This is a genomic window from Parasporobacterium paucivorans DSM 15970, assembly GCF_900141895.1.
Taxonomy (GTDB): Bacteria; Bacillota; Clostridia; order Lachnospirales; family Lachnospiraceae; genus Parasporobacterium; species Parasporobacterium paucivorans.
This window is the reverse complement of record NZ_FQYT01000003.1, coordinates 65,358-80,499: the sequence shown is the minus strand read 5'-3', so window position 1 is coordinate 80,499 and position 15,142 is coordinate 65,358. Positions and strand designations below refer to the sequence as shown.

The window sequence follows — 15,142 nt, the reverse complement described above, 5'->3', positions numbered from 1 at the left end:
ATTTGCAAATATAATTAGTGTATTATTATAACCTTTATTTGTCAAGTCGTCAAAAACTTGCTATACTTACATCCATAGTAAAAAAATCTGGAGATAACTAATGGTAAAAAATGTATTATTTGACCTCGATGGAACACTCTTACCCATGGATCATGATAGATTCATAAAAAAATATTTAGACGTCCTCACCCTAAAGCTAAAAGAAACTCCTTATAATGCAGAGGAAATCATATTTGCCCTTGTATCCGGCATGCAGACCATAGCTAAGGACGAAAGCGGTATGTATACAAACAAAGAAACCTTCTGGAGAACTTTCACCCGGCTGTACCCGGTTGACAAGGCTGTCATGGAATCAGTTTTTTTGGATTTTTACGAAAATGAGTATTCCCAAATCAAAGAAATCGTGACTCCAAATCCAATCATTCGGGAATCTGTCACCCTTCTGCTGGAAAAAAATCACAACCTGATTCTGGCCACCAGCCCGGTGTTTCCCGAAATTGCGGTAGTCAACCGTCTGAAATGGTCGGATCTGAATCCGGTAGATTTCTCGTATATCTCGTCATTTGAAAACTCAAACTATGCCAAACCCAGCCTCAACTATTACGAGGATATTCTCCATAAGCTGGATCTTGATCCCGGTGAATGCATCATGGTCGGAAATGACCTGCACGAAGACGGAATCGTCGAAGAACTGGGTATAGACTGTTACCTCATCACGGATTTTATGATCAACCGGAATAACAGCACGAGAAAAACAAAGTGGATGGGCAGTTTTACCGATTTCCATAAAATCATCCAATCCAGCATATAAAACACGAGCGCCTAAAAAGGGCGCTCGTATAAGTTATTCCCTTTGGAATCGATAACGACAATTACAGGAAAATCAACAACTTCCAGTTCCCTGATGGCTTCCGTTCCCAGGTCATCATATGCAATAACCGTACTCTTGATGATTTTTTTGGACAGGAGTGCTCCTGCCCCGCCTACTGCGGCAAAATATACTGCTTTGTTTTTTACGATGGATTCCATTACTTCCGGGGAACGCTTTCCTTTTCCAATCATTCCCTTCAGCCCAAGCTCCAGCAGGGATGGCGTGTATTTATCCATTCTGGAGGAAGTGGTCGGCCCTGCTGAGCCAATCACTTTTCCTTCCCTTGCAGGGGAAGGCCCCATATAATATACAATATTATTCTTTAAATCAAAGGGTATTCCCTTTTTCTCTAGGATTGCCTCGTACATTCTTTTATGGGCAGCATCCCTGGCCGTATAAATTTTTCCGGTAATATATACATAGTCACCGGCAGACAGATTTTCAACCGACTCTTCATCCAGAGGGGCCTTAATATATTTCTCCATAATCATTCTCCGATTAGATGGTCTTCGTAATATGACGGTTAACGTGACAGCAGATATTGACAGCCAGCGGCAGTCCGGCAATATGGGTCGGATACGTTTCTATATTTACCGCCAGAGCTGTAACCCTTCCACCCAGTCCGCCCGGACCAATTCCTAAGGAATTAATCTCTTCCAGTAATTCCGTTTCCATCTGTTTCACATATTCTGTTGCAGAGTGGGAACCGACTTCCCGAAGCAGCGCTTTTTTTGCCAGCAAAGCGCATTTTTCAAAAGTTCCACCTAGCCCCACTCCCACGACGATAGGTGGGCAGGCATTTGGTCCGGCATCTTTTACTGCAGAAAGTATGGATGCTTTAACTCCTTCAATTCCGTCTGACGGTTTCAGCATAAATACCTTGCTCATGTTTTCACTGCCGAATCCCTTCGGGGCAAGCGTAATCCTGACCTTGTCCCCTGCCACGATTTCGTAGTGGATTACCGCAGGCGTATTGTCATTTGTGTTATTTCTGATCAGAGGATCTGCTACCACTGATTTTCTCAGATACCCCTCTTTATACCCCTGTCGGACGCCTTCGTTGACCGCGTCTTCCAGAAGGGCTCCTTCCAGATGGACATCCTGTCCGATTTCCAAAAACACCACGGCCATGCCTGTGTCCTGGCAGATGGGTATCATCTCTTCCTTTGCAATATCCAGGTTCTCATTTAATTGACATAAAATCTGTTTCCCAATATCCGATTCTTCTTTTTCGACGGCATCTTTCAGGGCTTTTTTCATATCCCCGGATAGTTCATGATTTATCCGGATGCACATCTCACGGATAGAATCGGTTATTTCACCGGTATTAACTATTCTCATCATTCTTCCTCTTGTTCTTCTTCATCTTCCGAACTCTGAAACTCTTCTCTTACTTTTGCTATGCTCGCAACTGTTATTTCACTGTCCTGATCCATATTGATTACCTTGACGCCGGAAGTCACACGGCCCAGCTTTGAGATTCCCGCAACCGGCATTCTTATAATGATGCCTTCTGTTGTTATGATCATAATCTCTTCATCATTGTTTACGGCTTTACAGCCCGCGACTTCACCTGTCTTTTCGTTGATTTTATAAGCCTTTACGCCTTTTCCACCACGGTTTTGCACATGGAATTCTTCCATGTCGGTGCGCTTTCCAAGTCCATTTTCTGAAACGATCAGAAGACTTTCGCCCTGGATGTCCATCTGCATGGCAACCACTTCATCGTCCCCGGACAGCCTCATTCCGGTTACACCCATAGACGTCCTTCCTGTTACCCGGACATCTCCTTCGTTGAACCGGATGCATTTTCCTTTTCTGGTCACAAGGAACACATCCATGTTGTTGTCTGTCATTTTCACTTCTATCAATTCGTCCGTATCTCTTAAATGTATCGCCTGCAATCCGTTTTTCCTTACATTGGCATACTCTTCAATTGGGGACTTTTTGACAACACCTTTTTTGGTTGCCATAAGCATGTAAGAAGATTCCCTGTATTCCCTGATTGGGATGACAGCGGTTATATTCTCTCCCGGCTGCAGCTGCAGGAGATTGATGATAGCAGTACCTCTGGCGGTTCGTCCCGATTCCGGAATTTCATAAGCCTTTAATCTGTATACCCTTCCCTTATTAGTAAAGAACATAATATAATGGTGGGTCGTCGTCATGAAGAGATCTTCAATGAAATCTTCTTCGAGGGTATGCATCCCTTTTATTCCCTTGCCGCCACGGTGCTGGCTCTTGAAATTATCGCTGGTCATCCTTTTGATGTAGCCGCGCTTGGTCATTGCAATAACTGTATCATTTTCAGGAATAAGATCTTCCATATCCACTGCGGAATCATCATAACCAATTCCCGTTCTTCTTTCATCTTTGTATTTTTCACAAACAATCAGAAGCTCTTCCCTGATTACCTTCAATAATCGGTTATTGTCTCCCAATATCAGCTTCAGACCTTCAATGCGCTCTTTCAGTTCCTTGTATTCATTTTCCAGTTTTTCCCTCTCCAGACCAGTAAGGGCTTTTAACCGCATGTCTACAATAGACTGTGCCTGTGCGTCGCTGAAGGCAAATCTCTCAATAAGACTTTCCTTGGCTATCTGCGTGGTTCTTGATCCTCTTATCAGACGGATGACCTCGTCGATATTGTCAAGAGCGATAACCAGGCCTTCCAAAATATGGGCTCTCTCTTCTGCTTTATTGAGTTCGTATTTAGTCCTTCTTGTTACCACTTCCTCCTGATGGCGCAGATACAGTTTCAGCACCTCAAGAATATTAAGTACTTTTGGTTCATTATTTACGAGAGCAAGCATTATGACGCCGAACGTATCCTGCAGCTGCGTGTGTTTATATAATAATTTTAAAATGACATTGGAATTGGCATCTTTTTTCAGTTCTATAACGATCCGCATACCAGACTGGTCAGACTCGTCCCTTAAATCTGCAATTCCCTCGATTTTCTTGTCTTTAACCAGGTCGGCAATTTTCTCAATGAGCTTGGCCTTGTTCACCATATAAGGCAGTTCCGTGATAATAATCCGGTCCCTTCCATTCCCCATTGGCTCGATGTTTGATACGCCGCGTACCTTTATTTTTCCTCTTCCGGTACGATACGCCTCTTCAATACCATATCTGCCAAGAATCGTTCCTCCCGTTGGGAAGTCAGGTCCTTTAACCACCTGAAGAATTTCCTCTAAATCCGTCTGTCTTCCTTCATCCGTACGGTTATCGATGATTTTGACGACAGCATCCACTACCTCTCTCAGGTTGTGAGGAGGAATGTTCGTAGCCATACCTACGGCAATGCCGCTTGCACCATTTACAAGAAGATTGGGATATCTTGCTGGAAGAACGGCCGGTTCTTTTTCCGTTTCATCAAAGTTTGGTGAAAAATCAACGGTATCTTTTGTGATATCCGCTATCAGTTCCATGGATATTTTACTTAATCTGGCTTCCGTATAACGCATGGCCGCTGCTCCATCGCCATCCACGGAACCAAAGTTTCCATGTCCATCCACGAGTGGATAACGGGTCGACCAGTGCTGGGCCATATTTACAAGCGCGCCATAAATGGAACTGTCTCCGTGGGGATGATATTTACCCATCGTATCACCGACAATACGGGCACATTTTCTGTGTGGTTTGTCAGGACCGTTGTTTAATTCCACCATAGAGTACAATACCCTTCTCTGTACAGGCTTTAATCCGTCCCGAACGTCAGGCAGTGCACGAGCTGCAATAACACTCATGGCGTAGTCGATATAAGATTTTTCCATGGTTTTCTTTAAATCTATATCCTGTATCTTATCAAATATATGTTCATCCATTTGATTCTCCTCCAACTAATTCTCCTACACATCAAGATTCTTAACGTATTTTGCGTTCTTTTCGATGAATTCCCTTCTTGGTTCTACCTGATCTCCCATAAGAGTCGTGAATGTCAGGTCGACTTCCGCCATATCTTCTCCATCTATGGATATTTTTTCTAATATTCTGGTCTTCGGGTCCATGGTGGTTTCCCAAAGCTGAATGGCATCCATCTCTCCAAGTCCTTTATAACGCTGAATCTTGTTATTGCCGTCCCTGCCGATTTCCACGAGTATCTGGTTTAATTCTTCATCCGAATACGCATAGTGATTTTTCTTGTTTTTGGAAATCTGATATAAAGGAGGTTTAGCCAGGTAAACGTATCCCTGCTTTATAAGTTCCGGCATGAATCTGTAAAAGAACGTCAGAAGAAGTGTGCTTATATGCGCACCATCCACGTCCGCATCCGTCATAATGATTATCTTATGATACCTTAATTTGGAAACATCAAAATCCTCATGGATTCCAGTTCCGAAGGCCGTGATCATGGCTTTGATTTCCGCATTTCCCAAAATTCTGTCCAGACGGGCTTTCTCAACATTCAGGATTTTTCCCCTTAAAGGAAGAATTGCCTGGGTTGCCCTGTATCTGGCTGTTTTGGCGGAACCTCCGGCGGAATCTCCCTCCACAATAAAGATCTCGCAGTTTTTCGGATCCTTATCGGAACAATCCGAAAGTTTTCCAGGAAGGCTGCTGCTTTCCAGAGCTGTTTTTCTTCTGGTCAGATCTCTTGCTTTTCTGGCCGCATCTCTTGCCCGCTGTGCAAGAATGGATTTTTCACATATGTTTTTTGCTACCGAAGGATTCTGTTCCAGAAAATACGTCAGCTTTTCATTGACAATTCCTTCAACGGCAGCCCTGGCTTCGCTGTTTCCAAGCTTCTGTTTCGTCTGTCCTTCAAACTGGGGATTTTCAAGTTTTATGCTTACAATAGCGGTAAGCCCTTCCCTTATATCCTCACCGGATAAATTGGTTTCACTATCCCTTAAAAGTTTATTCTTGCGGGCATAGTCATTTATGTTTTTTGTCAACGCCCTCTTTAAACCTTCCAGATGGGTGCCGCCCTCCGGTGTATTTATATTGTTTACGAATGTATAAATGCTTTCAGTGTAAGAATCATTATGCTGCAGGGCAATCTCCACATAGACCTTTTCCCTCATATCCTCAAAATATATGACATCGCTGTAAAGAGGTGTTTTTCCTTTATTCAGGTAGGATACGAATTCCTTGATTCCTCCCTCGTAATGGAACACCTTCTCCCTTTTCTCTTCCCTGTCATCCTTCAATATAATCTTCAGGTTTTTCGTAAGGAAGGCCATTTCCCTCATACGCCGTTCTAAAACTTCAAACTCATACACCGTCTCTTCAAATATTTCCTTATCCGGTAAAAAGGTTACCGCTGTTCCGGTTTTATCCGGCGGGCAGTCTCCCACTATCTCAAGTTTTGTCTGCGGAACTCCCTTGGCATATTTCTGGCTGTATATTTTTCCGTCATTATAAACATTTACTTCCAGATAGTCTGAAAGAGCATTGACAACCGATGCGCCAACTCCGTGCAGACCTCCGGATACCTTGTATCCGCCGCCACCGAATTTTCCGCCAGCATGCAGAATGGTAAATACAACCTCAACGGCTGGGATGCCGGCTTTTTTATTTATACCCACGGGAATTCCACGCCCATTGTCCGTAACAGTAACGGAATTATCAGAATTAATGCAGACCGATATTTCTGAACAATATCCTGCAAGTGCCTCATCTACGGCATTATCTACAATTTCATATACCAAATGATGGAGCCCTTTTGAAGAGGTGCTGCCGATGTACATTCCCGGCCTTTTTCTTACTGCTTCCAACCCCTCTAGTATCTGTATATTGTTTGCATCATATCCCTTACTGGCTTTCATTATGTTTCTCCTTTCAGAAGCGTTACTCTGATATCCTACCATCATCAACTTTTAATATTCTGTTCAATCCAAAATTTTTATTTATATAGTCATCCAGACCCGTACAAGTTATTACCGTCTGTATGTTATTCAAACTTTTAAGTAAATGTGTCTGCCTGCTGTTATCCAATTCAGACAGAACATCATCCAAAAGCAATACCGGCGTGTCTCCTGTCAGCTTTTTGAACACTTCAATCTCGGAAAGTTTTAAAGATAGGGCACAGGTGCGCTGCTGACCCTGACTTCCGTATTTCTTTATATCCAGATTTCCTATAAAAAACCCTATATCGTCCCTGTGCGGACCTGTGGACGTACTTTTATATCGGATATCTTTTTCCCTATTTCTCGCTATTTCTTCAGCCAGTCTCTCTACCGGCGTATCCGGCTCATAAGTAAGACTGAATATCTCGTCATTATGTGTAATTTCCCTGTGTATATCTAATACAATCCCATTAATAACATCAATGAATTCTTTTCTTCTTACAGATACTTTCCTTCCATAAGCGGCCAGCTGCATGTCCCAGATATCCAGCATCTCCTGTAATTCCCTTTTGTTATTGCATTCCTTCAGGAGTTTATTCCGGTTCATTATTATCTTGTTATAATTGACCAGGTTATAGACATATGTCTTGTCTATCTGGCACAATTCCATATCTATAAATCTTCTTCTTTCAGACGGTCCCCTTTTTATAATATTCAGATCCTCCGGGGAAAAAATTACCGCTGTCAGTATTCCGAAAAGATCACTGGTCTTTTTAATCGGAATTCCGTTTATAGCTATTCCTTTTCTGTTGTTCTTTTTAAAATGGATATCTATCCTGTACTTAAGATCCTTTTTAAGCAGAAACATTTTTATATGGGCCTCTTCCTGACCGAAGCGGATAATCTCATTATCCTTGCTTCCCCGGTGTGATCTTCCCATGGCACAATAATATAAAGACTCCAGAATATTTGTCTTACCTTGCGCATTGGCTCCGTAGAAAATATTCTTTTCTTTATCCAGAATTATCTTTTCAGATTCATAATTTCTATAATTTTTGATTTCTATAGATTCAATGATCATTATTGTATTTGTATTTCCTCATCCCCACAGGTAATTACATCGCCGGCTTTCAGTTTTTTTCCCCTCTGCATTTCCACGGCTCCATTCACTTTTACAAGACCGTCCTGTATCATCATTTTTGCCTCTACTCCGCTGGATGCGGCTCCCGCTGCTTTCAGCGCCTGACCCAGTTTAATATAGTCTTCTCTTAATTTAATGATTTCCATTCTTTCTCCATTCTTCGGCTATGCTATGAAATTAACCGGCAATATCAGATATATATATGATTCCTCTTCATTCTTTATATAACAGGGAGCTTTCGGATTGACCATGTATAAACTCACTTCCTCGTCATCGATAACACGTAATGCATCCATCAGGAATTTGGGATTGAAACCTATCATTATGTCCTTTCCCTGTTTGGAAATCTCTGCTTCTTCATGCATAGTTCCTGCCACGGAATTAATGTTTATTTCCATGGTGTTGTCTCTGATATTGATGATGACTGGTTTTTTATCTCCTTCTCGAATAAGAAGGGCTCCTCTTTCCAGGCATTCATACAGTTCCTTTTTATTTACTTTCAATTTTGTTTCGTAATCTCCGGACAGCATCTGGTCAATCTTGAAGTATTCGCCTTCTATGAGTCTGGTAACAACTTTTGTACTGTCGAATTCGAAAAGTATGTGGTTCTTTGTCATGAAGATATTCACTTCATCTTTCGCTTCCCCTGACAATATCTTGCTCACTTCCATGAGGCTTTTTCCAGGAACAATCACCTTCGTTTTTTCATAAGAAGTATCCAGCTCAATCTTACGGATGGATATTCTGTGTCCGTCCAGGGATATTACTTTCAAGATGTTTTCATCTATCTCAAATAGTTCCCCAGTCATTATTTTATTATTGTCATTATCAGAAATTGAAAAAATTGTCTGTCTGATTACTTCCTTTAGCGAAAACTGAGATAACGTAAGGCTTTTCGTCCTGTCAATATCCGGAAGAAATGAAAAATCTTCTCCTCTCTTTCCGGCGATGGTAAAGACTACATTCTCACACCGGATTGTCGTCTGATAATTGTCGTCTGTTTCAATCGTTACCATACTGTCCGGAAGTTTTCTCACTATTTCTGAAAATATTTTTGCATTTACGGCAATCATTCCATTTCTGCTGACCTCTCCGAAAAGCATCGTTTCAATGCCAAGTTCCATATCATTAGAAATAAGTTTAATATTATCCGAGCAGGCATCAATCAGAATACATTCCAGTATTGTCATTGTTGTTCTGGAGGGAACCGCTTTAAGGACAATATTTACCCCGTTTAATAAATCAGATTTTGTACATGTGATTTTCATTTGTGAATAACTCCTTTCAACGCGAATCATATATAAAAATGTTATTGATTTTAGTCGTAATAGCCGTAGGGGGTGTAGAAATGTTTAAAAGTGTTAAATCCCCATAACAACACGGGGAAAAACGGCTGGGAAAACTATGTGAATAAGATATTTTGATTTTTGTAAAAATCCCCAGTTATTAACAATGGAAAATTTAATAAAAAGTTATAAATGTTTTATCCACAGCATAAAATGCGATAAAGTTGATTACACGTGAATAAAAAAATCAGGACGGATTTATCTTCTTTTTAAGGACATCCAGTACGTTCTGAAGGGACTCGTTGGTCTCAGCTTCTTTTGTGATTTTATCTATTCCGTGAATGACGGTGGTATGATCTCTTTTGCCAAGTATGGTACCAATTGTTGAGAGAGAAGCATCTGTAAGATCTCTGCAGAGGTACATGGACAGCTGCCGTGGAAAAACAATCTCTTGATTTTTCTTTTTAGAAGAAAGGATGGCAGGTGTCAGATTGAAATGATCGGCCACCGTGTCAATAATGAACTGCGGTGTGATTTCTTTATGTCCGTCATCCGGGGATATAAGATCCTTTAACACTGTTTCTGCAAAAGAAATATCAATGGTACTGGTTGAAAGCTTGGAGTAGGCGACGATTTTTGTTAATGCGCCTTCTAGTTCCCTGATATTTGATTTTACATTGGAAGCAATATATTTTATTACATCGTCATCAATGACGAGCCCCTCCATTTCCTGCTTTTTCCTGAGTATAGCCATTCGTGTTTCATAATTAGGAGGCTGGACGTCAACAGTAAGACCCCATTCAAAACGGGAACGGAGTCGCTCTTCCAATGTTTCAATCTCTTTTGGCGGTTTGTCGGAAGATATGATGATCTGTTTTTTGTTTTCATGAAGTGTATTAAATGTATGGAAAAATTCCTGCTGAGTGCTTTCTTTTCCTATTATAAACTGGATATCATCGATAAGCAGAACATCGATATTCCTGTACTTATTCCGGAATTCCGTATTTGCGGACTGATTTTCGTTACGAATGGCCTCAATCAGCTCATTTGTAAAAGCCTCACTGGTAACATATAATACCTTGGCAGAGGGATTCTTTTGTAAAATGAAATGAGCAATGGAATGCATAAGATGGGTTTTCCCCAACCCTACTCCCCCATATATGAACAGGGGATTATATACCATGCCTGGAGATTCGGAAACAGCCAGTGATGCTGCATGCGCCAGATTGTTATTTTCTCCCACGACGAATGTGTCAAACGTATACCGTGGATTTAAATTAATTCCGGCATTCGCCTTAATGCCGGAATTATAATTATTCGGCGCCGGTGCCGGTTTATTGTCTGTAACCTGATAAGGAAGGATAAAGTCGATATCCAGTTCCAGTCCGGTTATTTCTTCAATGGATACTTTAAGAGGTATATAATATTTCTTCTTAATATATTGAAGGCCCATGTTTTCTTCCGGAACCAGAATCTTAAGCAGATTCGCTTCAACGGAATGCACTTCCAGCGGCAGAAGCCAGGTCTTGAATGAAACATCGGAAATATCGTGTTCCTGCTTGAGATTCTCCAGGATATCATTCCATTTATCTTTTACTAAGTCTAACATAATCATTTAAATCTCCCTATCCGTTCCTATAAGACAACTTAAATATATCAGCAGAGTTATCTGCTGATTCAATTCAAATCCTTTCTTATATAGTATACTAATTCAATGAAATTTTCAATGACAATTATTAGACAGGAATTTAGGCATTACCTGTGGAAATGATGTGTAATTATAGAAAATAAGTTTACAATAATTTTGCAGAAAGTATATAATGATGTGAATAACTATGAATGAAAAAATCCTTGCGTTTCCGTAACCGCGTGAATAACTAGAGCATAAATCCTCTGAATATACGGAGTTATACACATGTTATCCACAAAATGTGGATAACATTATGTCAATCTTGACAACCACATTATGTCAATCTTGAAACTGTGGATATCTTTTAGGGCTTCTCCAGGAAGGATAAGCCTTAAGAGAAAATGCTTGACTAATTATACCTTTGTCAATATAATTGAAAATGATATCTTCAGATATAAGGAGGTGAATTCGATATGAAAATGACATTTCAGCCAAAAAAGAGATCAAGAGCAAAAGTACACGGTTTCAGAGCTCGCATGAGCACTGTAGGCGGTAGAAAAGTAATAGCAGCAAGAAGAGAAAAAGGAAGAAAGCGTTTATCAGCGTAGACCGCAGTATTGTGGTCTTTTCTTCTGATTGGCATAATTCACCGGAGCGGGAATGAAAAGTTCTATTTCATTAAAAAAAAATAATGAATTCAGGTTTGTATATGAGAATGGAAAATCCTATGCAAATAAATATTTAGTCATGTACGTGGTAGAAAATAATCTGGAATATAATCGTATAGGAATATCAGTTAGTAAAAAAGTCGGTAATAGTGTAATCAGGCACAGGGTTACCAGGCTTATTCGTGAGAGCTACAGACTAAATATTAAAAGATTTAAGAGTGGTCTGAATATTGTTGTGGTTGCGAGAGTTGGTGCAAAGGATAAGACTTACAGAGAAATTGAAAGTGCATTGCTGCATCTGAGTAAGTTGCACGAAATTTTAGAAGAAGGCATTTAAATTATGAAAAGTTCAATCATCATCAGAACAGGGATGATAAAAGCCATTGTTTTTTATAGAAAATACTTATCACCTTTGAAAACGACAACACATTGCAGATATATTCCTACATGCTCGGAATATGCAATTGAAGCCTTAGAAAGACATGGAATTATTAAAGGAACGTACTTGGCCCTCAAGAGAATATTGAGGTGCAATCCATTTTCAAAGGGTGGATGTGACCCGGTTCCTTAAAACTAGGAGGATACAGAATGATCAATTTAGTTGCAAGCTGCAGCAATGTCCCTATTATAGGGGATATATTGAGCTGGCTGGCAAACATTTTAGGTTATCTGATGAACTGGATATATATATTTTTTGAGTCCATCGGTATAGCAAATGCGGGTCTGTGCATTATTGTATTTACGTTTGTTGTAAAGGCGATATTGCTGCCGTTAACATTCAGACAACAGAAGTTTTCGAAAATATCGGCGATAATGAATCCTGAAATTCAGGCGATTCAGAAAAAATATAAAAACAAAAAGGATGCCGAATCTGTTGGCAGAATGCAGGAAGAAACGAAACTGGTATATGCAAGATACGGCACTTCTCCAACAGGAGGATGTCTCCAGCTTGTTATACAGATGCCGATATTGTTTTCATTGTATTATGTTATCATGGATATTACAAAGTATGTCCCGAGTTTCCGTGAACTGACCGATGTGCAGATGCTGAAGGTAAATACATTCATGGGAATGAACCTCAGTTCCTCTCCATGGGAGCTGATAACAGGCGACGGACGGATTATTTATGCGGTACTTATTCCTCTGATTGCCGGATTTGCGCAGTTTTTAAGTACAAGAAGTATGAATATGGTTACTCCTTCGGTCAATGGAGAAGAGAATCCGATGGCTACTTCCATGAAGACGATGACTTTCACGATGCCGCTTGTTTCAACCTTTTTCTGCTTTACCATGCCTGCCGGCGTCGGTCTGTACTGGGTAGCCAGCAGTGTGTTCCAGGTTATTTCACAGTTAGGCGTCAATAAGTATTTTGAAAAAATCGATATCAAGGATATCATTTCGAAAAATGTGGTAAAACAAAAGAAAAAAAATGAAAAGAAGGGTATTTCTTCAAAGACGGTTGCCGATGCATCCAGATATAATACAAGAAATATTCCAGCACCAAAAGATATCGAAAAAAACGAAACTACTACTACTAATACAAATACTACAGAAACCAAAAAATCAAAAAATACCAGAACATCCGGAACTTCTACATCCGGAAACCTTGCATCCAAAGCAAATATGGTAAAAGACTTTAATGACAAAAATAAAAAATAAGTAGGAGATGTAGTTATGGAGTATATAGAGGTTGAAGGAAAATCCGTTGACGAAGCCCTTACTGAAGCTCTCATAAGACTGGGTACAACCAGTGACAAGATTGAATATGATGTAATCGAAAAAGGGAGCAGCGGAATATTAGGACTTTTCAACAGCAAGAAAGCAAAGATCCGAATCAGAAAAATTGAAACCGTGGAAGATATAGCGGTTGAATTTTTGAAAAATGTGTTCATCACTATGGGCATGGAAGTCGTTATCAATGCAAAGGCGGATTATGATGAAAAAGTCCTGAACGTAGAGCTTTCCGGAGATGACATGGGGGTTCTTATTGGAAAAAGAGGCCAGACTCTTGACTCGCTCCAATACTTATTAAGCCTTGTAGTAAATAAAAAAAGCACCGCGTACCTGAGGGTGAAGCTTGATACAGAAAACTACAGGGAAAGAAGAAAGAAAACACTTGAAAGCCTTGCCTATAATATCGGGGCAAAGGTGAAGAGATCCGGACGTCCGGTAAAACTGGAGCCGATGAATCCCTACGAAAGAAGGGTCATCCATTCCGCTTTACAAAATGACAAATATGTCACAACGAAAAGTGAAGGCGAAGAACCGAACAGACGGGTTGTTGTCATTCTTAAGAAGTAATTCATTAAATACCTTGGACAGCTTTTTGTGTTCAGGGTATTTCAATATTATGGAGAATAGATCTAATATGAATAAAACAGAGACAATTGCCGGTATATCAACGGCGATGTATAGTTCGGGAATAGGAATAGTAAGGATTAGTGGGGATGATGCATTTTCTGTCATTGACAGGATATTCAAACCGATAAAAAAGAGCAAGAAAATGGCGGAAGTCCCTTCCCATACAATCCATTATGGATTTATCATGAATGAAGATGATATCCTTGACGAAGTTCTAGTGCTGGTAATGAAGGCACCACATACCTATACCAGGGAGAATACTGTTGAAATAGATTGCCACGGCGGTGTGCTTGTAACAAAGAAAATTCTTGAACTTGTACTGAAAAGCGGAGCCAGAAGTGCAGATCCGGGAGAGTTTACCAAAAGGGCATTTTTAAATGGAAGAATTGATCTTGCGCAGGCAGAAGCCGTGATGGATTTGATCAACGCGGAAAATGAATTTGCCATGAGCAGTTCGGTTTCTCAGCTTAGAGGAAGTGTTTCTGAAAAAATCAGGAGCATAAGGGGAGAAATTCTTTACCATGTGGCTTATATCGAAGCTGCGCTGGATGATCCGGAACACATGGAACTGGATAATTATGGTGATACTTTGAGTCCTGTAATTGAAAAAGTATGCGCAGATATGGAAGAACTTCTGGCAAATGCTGATAATGGCAGAATTCTTAGTGAAGGAATACGGACTGTCATACTTGGGAAACCGAATGTGGGAAAATCCTCACTTCTGAATGTTCTGGTAGGGAGCGAAAGAGCCATTGTAACGGATATCGCAGGAACGACACGGGATACGCTGGAAGAGAAAATTCGGATAAAAGACATAAGCCTAAATATCGTAGACACAGCCGGCATCCGAAATACTGAGGATGTCATCGAAAAAATTGGAGTATCCAGGGCAAAAGAGAATGCGAGGGAAGCAGATCTCGTAGTATTTGTCGTGGACGCTTCCAGGGAGCTGGATGCAGATGATATGGAGATAGCCGGATTGATCCGGGAGAAAAAATCGATCGTGCTTCTGAATAAATCCGATCTGGAAACGAAAGTCACCAAATGCGAAATGGAAGAATTAACCAATAGCAATGTATTGGAAGTATCCGCAAAAGAAAATATCGGCATAGAAAAATTTGCAGACACCATAAACGAGATGTTTTACCAGGGAGAAATATCCTTTAATAATCAGGTCTTCATAACAAATGTCAGACATAAGGAAGCCATATCTCTGGCATACGAGAGCCTGAAAATGGTAGAAGAAAGTATTAAGAAAAAAATGCCTGAGGACTTCTATTGTGTTGACCTTATGAATGCCTATGGGGAGCTGGGGCGCATCATCGGAGAATCCGTTGATGAAGATTTGGTAGATGAGATATTCTGTAAGTTCTGTATGGGGAAATAGTCGGAT

At 40.5% G+C, this 15,142-nt stretch carries 15 protein-coding genes; 7 read left to right on the top strand and 8 right to left on the bottom strand.

Going from position 1 to position 15,142, the window contains the following annotated elements:
• The first annotated feature begins 100 nt into the window (after positions 1 to 100).
• Positions 101 to 811, top strand: a complete 711-nt coding sequence (locus tag BUA79_RS01530; RefSeq protein ID WP_073992601.1) for an HAD family hydrolase — start codon at positions 101 to 103, stop codon at positions 809 to 811.
• Between the two features lie 11 nt (positions 812 to 822).
• On the opposite strand, the gene BUA79_RS01525 is transcribed toward BUA79_RS01530, so the two are convergent.
• The 8 genes from BUA79_RS01525 to dnaA form a co-directional block, all read right to left on the bottom strand.
• Positions 823 to 1,356 carry a Fe-S-containing hydro-lyase gene (locus BUA79_RS01525; protein ID WP_073992600.1) on the bottom strand — a complete coding sequence of 178 codons (534 nt, stop codon included), beginning with the start codon at positions 1,354 to 1,356 and terminating at the stop codon, positions 823 to 825.
• 13 nt (positions 1,357 to 1,369) lie between these two features.
• On the bottom strand, positions 1,370 to 2,215 hold the full coding sequence (locus BUA79_RS01520; protein ID WP_073992599.1) for a fumarate hydratase: 846 nt from the start codon (positions 2,213 to 2,215) through the stop codon (positions 1,370 to 1,372).
• Complete coding sequence (gene gyrA / locus BUA79_RS01515) at positions 2,212 to 4,698, bottom strand: DNA gyrase subunit A (RefSeq protein ID WP_073992598.1); 2,487 nt, start codon at positions 4,696 to 4,698, stop codon at positions 2,212 to 2,214. Before gyrA ends, BUA79_RS01520 begins: the two co-directional genes overlap by 4 nt.
• A 24-nt stretch (positions 4,699 to 4,722) precedes the next feature.
• Complete coding sequence (gyrB, locus tag BUA79_RS01510) at positions 4,723 to 6,642, bottom strand: DNA topoisomerase (ATP-hydrolyzing) subunit B (protein WP_073992597.1); 1,920 nt, start codon at positions 6,640 to 6,642, stop codon at positions 4,723 to 4,725.
• A 22-nt stretch (positions 6,643 to 6,664) separates the two neighbouring features.
• Entirely contained in the window at positions 6,665 to 7,744 is a 1,080-nt protein-coding gene (gene recF, locus BUA79_RS01505) for a DNA replication/repair protein RecF (RefSeq protein ID WP_073992596.1), read from the bottom strand.
• Positions 7,744 to 7,950: an RNA-binding S4 domain-containing protein gene (locus BUA79_RS01500; RefSeq protein WP_073992595.1), complete on the bottom strand. Its 207-nt coding sequence runs from the start codon at positions 7,948 to 7,950 to the stop codon at positions 7,744 to 7,746. The genes recF and BUA79_RS01500 overlap by 1 nt, the downstream gene beginning before the upstream one ends.
• Before the next feature lie 18 nt (positions 7,951 to 7,968).
• Positions 7,969 to 9,072 carry a DNA polymerase III subunit beta gene (gene dnaN, locus BUA79_RS01495; protein ID WP_073992594.1) on the bottom strand — a complete coding sequence of 368 codons (1,104 nt, stop codon included), beginning with the start codon at positions 9,070 to 9,072 and terminating at the stop codon, positions 7,969 to 7,971.
• A gap of 265 nt (positions 9,073 to 9,337) precedes the next feature.
• Positions 9,338 to 10,699, bottom strand: a complete 1,362-nt coding sequence (gene dnaA / locus BUA79_RS01490) for a chromosomal replication initiator protein DnaA (RefSeq protein WP_073992697.1) — start codon at positions 10,697 to 10,699, stop codon at positions 9,338 to 9,340.
• A 494-nt stretch (positions 10,700 to 11,193) separates the two neighbouring features.
• Between dnaA and rpmH the strand changes: the two genes are divergently transcribed.
• The 6 genes from rpmH (at position 11,194) to mnmE (ending at position 15,136) form a co-directional block, all read left to right on the top strand.
• On the top strand, positions 11,194 to 11,328 hold the full coding sequence (rpmH, locus tag BUA79_RS01485; RefSeq protein ID WP_073992593.1) for a 50S ribosomal protein L34: 135 nt from the start codon (positions 11,194 to 11,196) through the stop codon (positions 11,326 to 11,328).
• Positions 11,329 to 11,380: 52 nt separating this feature from the next.
• Positions 11,381 to 11,725: a ribonuclease P protein component gene (gene rnpA / locus BUA79_RS01480; protein ID WP_073992592.1), complete on the top strand. Its 345-nt coding sequence runs from the start codon at positions 11,381 to 11,383 to the stop codon at positions 11,723 to 11,725.
• 3 nt (positions 11,726 to 11,728) lie between these two features.
• On the top strand, positions 11,729 to 11,959 hold the full coding sequence (gene yidD, locus BUA79_RS01475) for a membrane protein insertion efficiency factor YidD (RefSeq protein ID WP_094757253.1): 231 nt from the start codon (positions 11,729 to 11,731) through the stop codon (positions 11,957 to 11,959).
• 17 nt (positions 11,960 to 11,976) lie between these two features.
• On the top strand, positions 11,977 to 13,047 hold the full coding sequence (locus tag BUA79_RS01470) for a YidC/Oxa1 family membrane protein insertase (protein ID WP_073992590.1): 1,071 nt from the start codon (positions 11,977 to 11,979) through the stop codon (positions 13,045 to 13,047).
• A 15-nt stretch (positions 13,048 to 13,062) separates the two neighbouring features.
• Positions 13,063 to 13,689, top strand: a complete 627-nt coding sequence (jag, locus tag BUA79_RS01465) for an RNA-binding cell elongation regulator Jag/EloR (protein WP_073992589.1) — start codon at positions 13,063 to 13,065, stop codon at positions 13,687 to 13,689.
• Positions 13,690 to 13,756: 67 nt separating this feature from the next.
• Positions 13,757 to 15,136: a tRNA uridine-5-carboxymethylaminomethyl(34) synthesis GTPase MnmE gene (gene mnmE, locus BUA79_RS01460; protein ID WP_073992588.1), complete on the top strand. Its 1,380-nt coding sequence runs from the start codon at positions 13,757 to 13,759 to the stop codon at positions 15,134 to 15,136.
• The last annotated feature ends 6 nt before the right edge of the window (positions 15,137 to 15,142 follow it).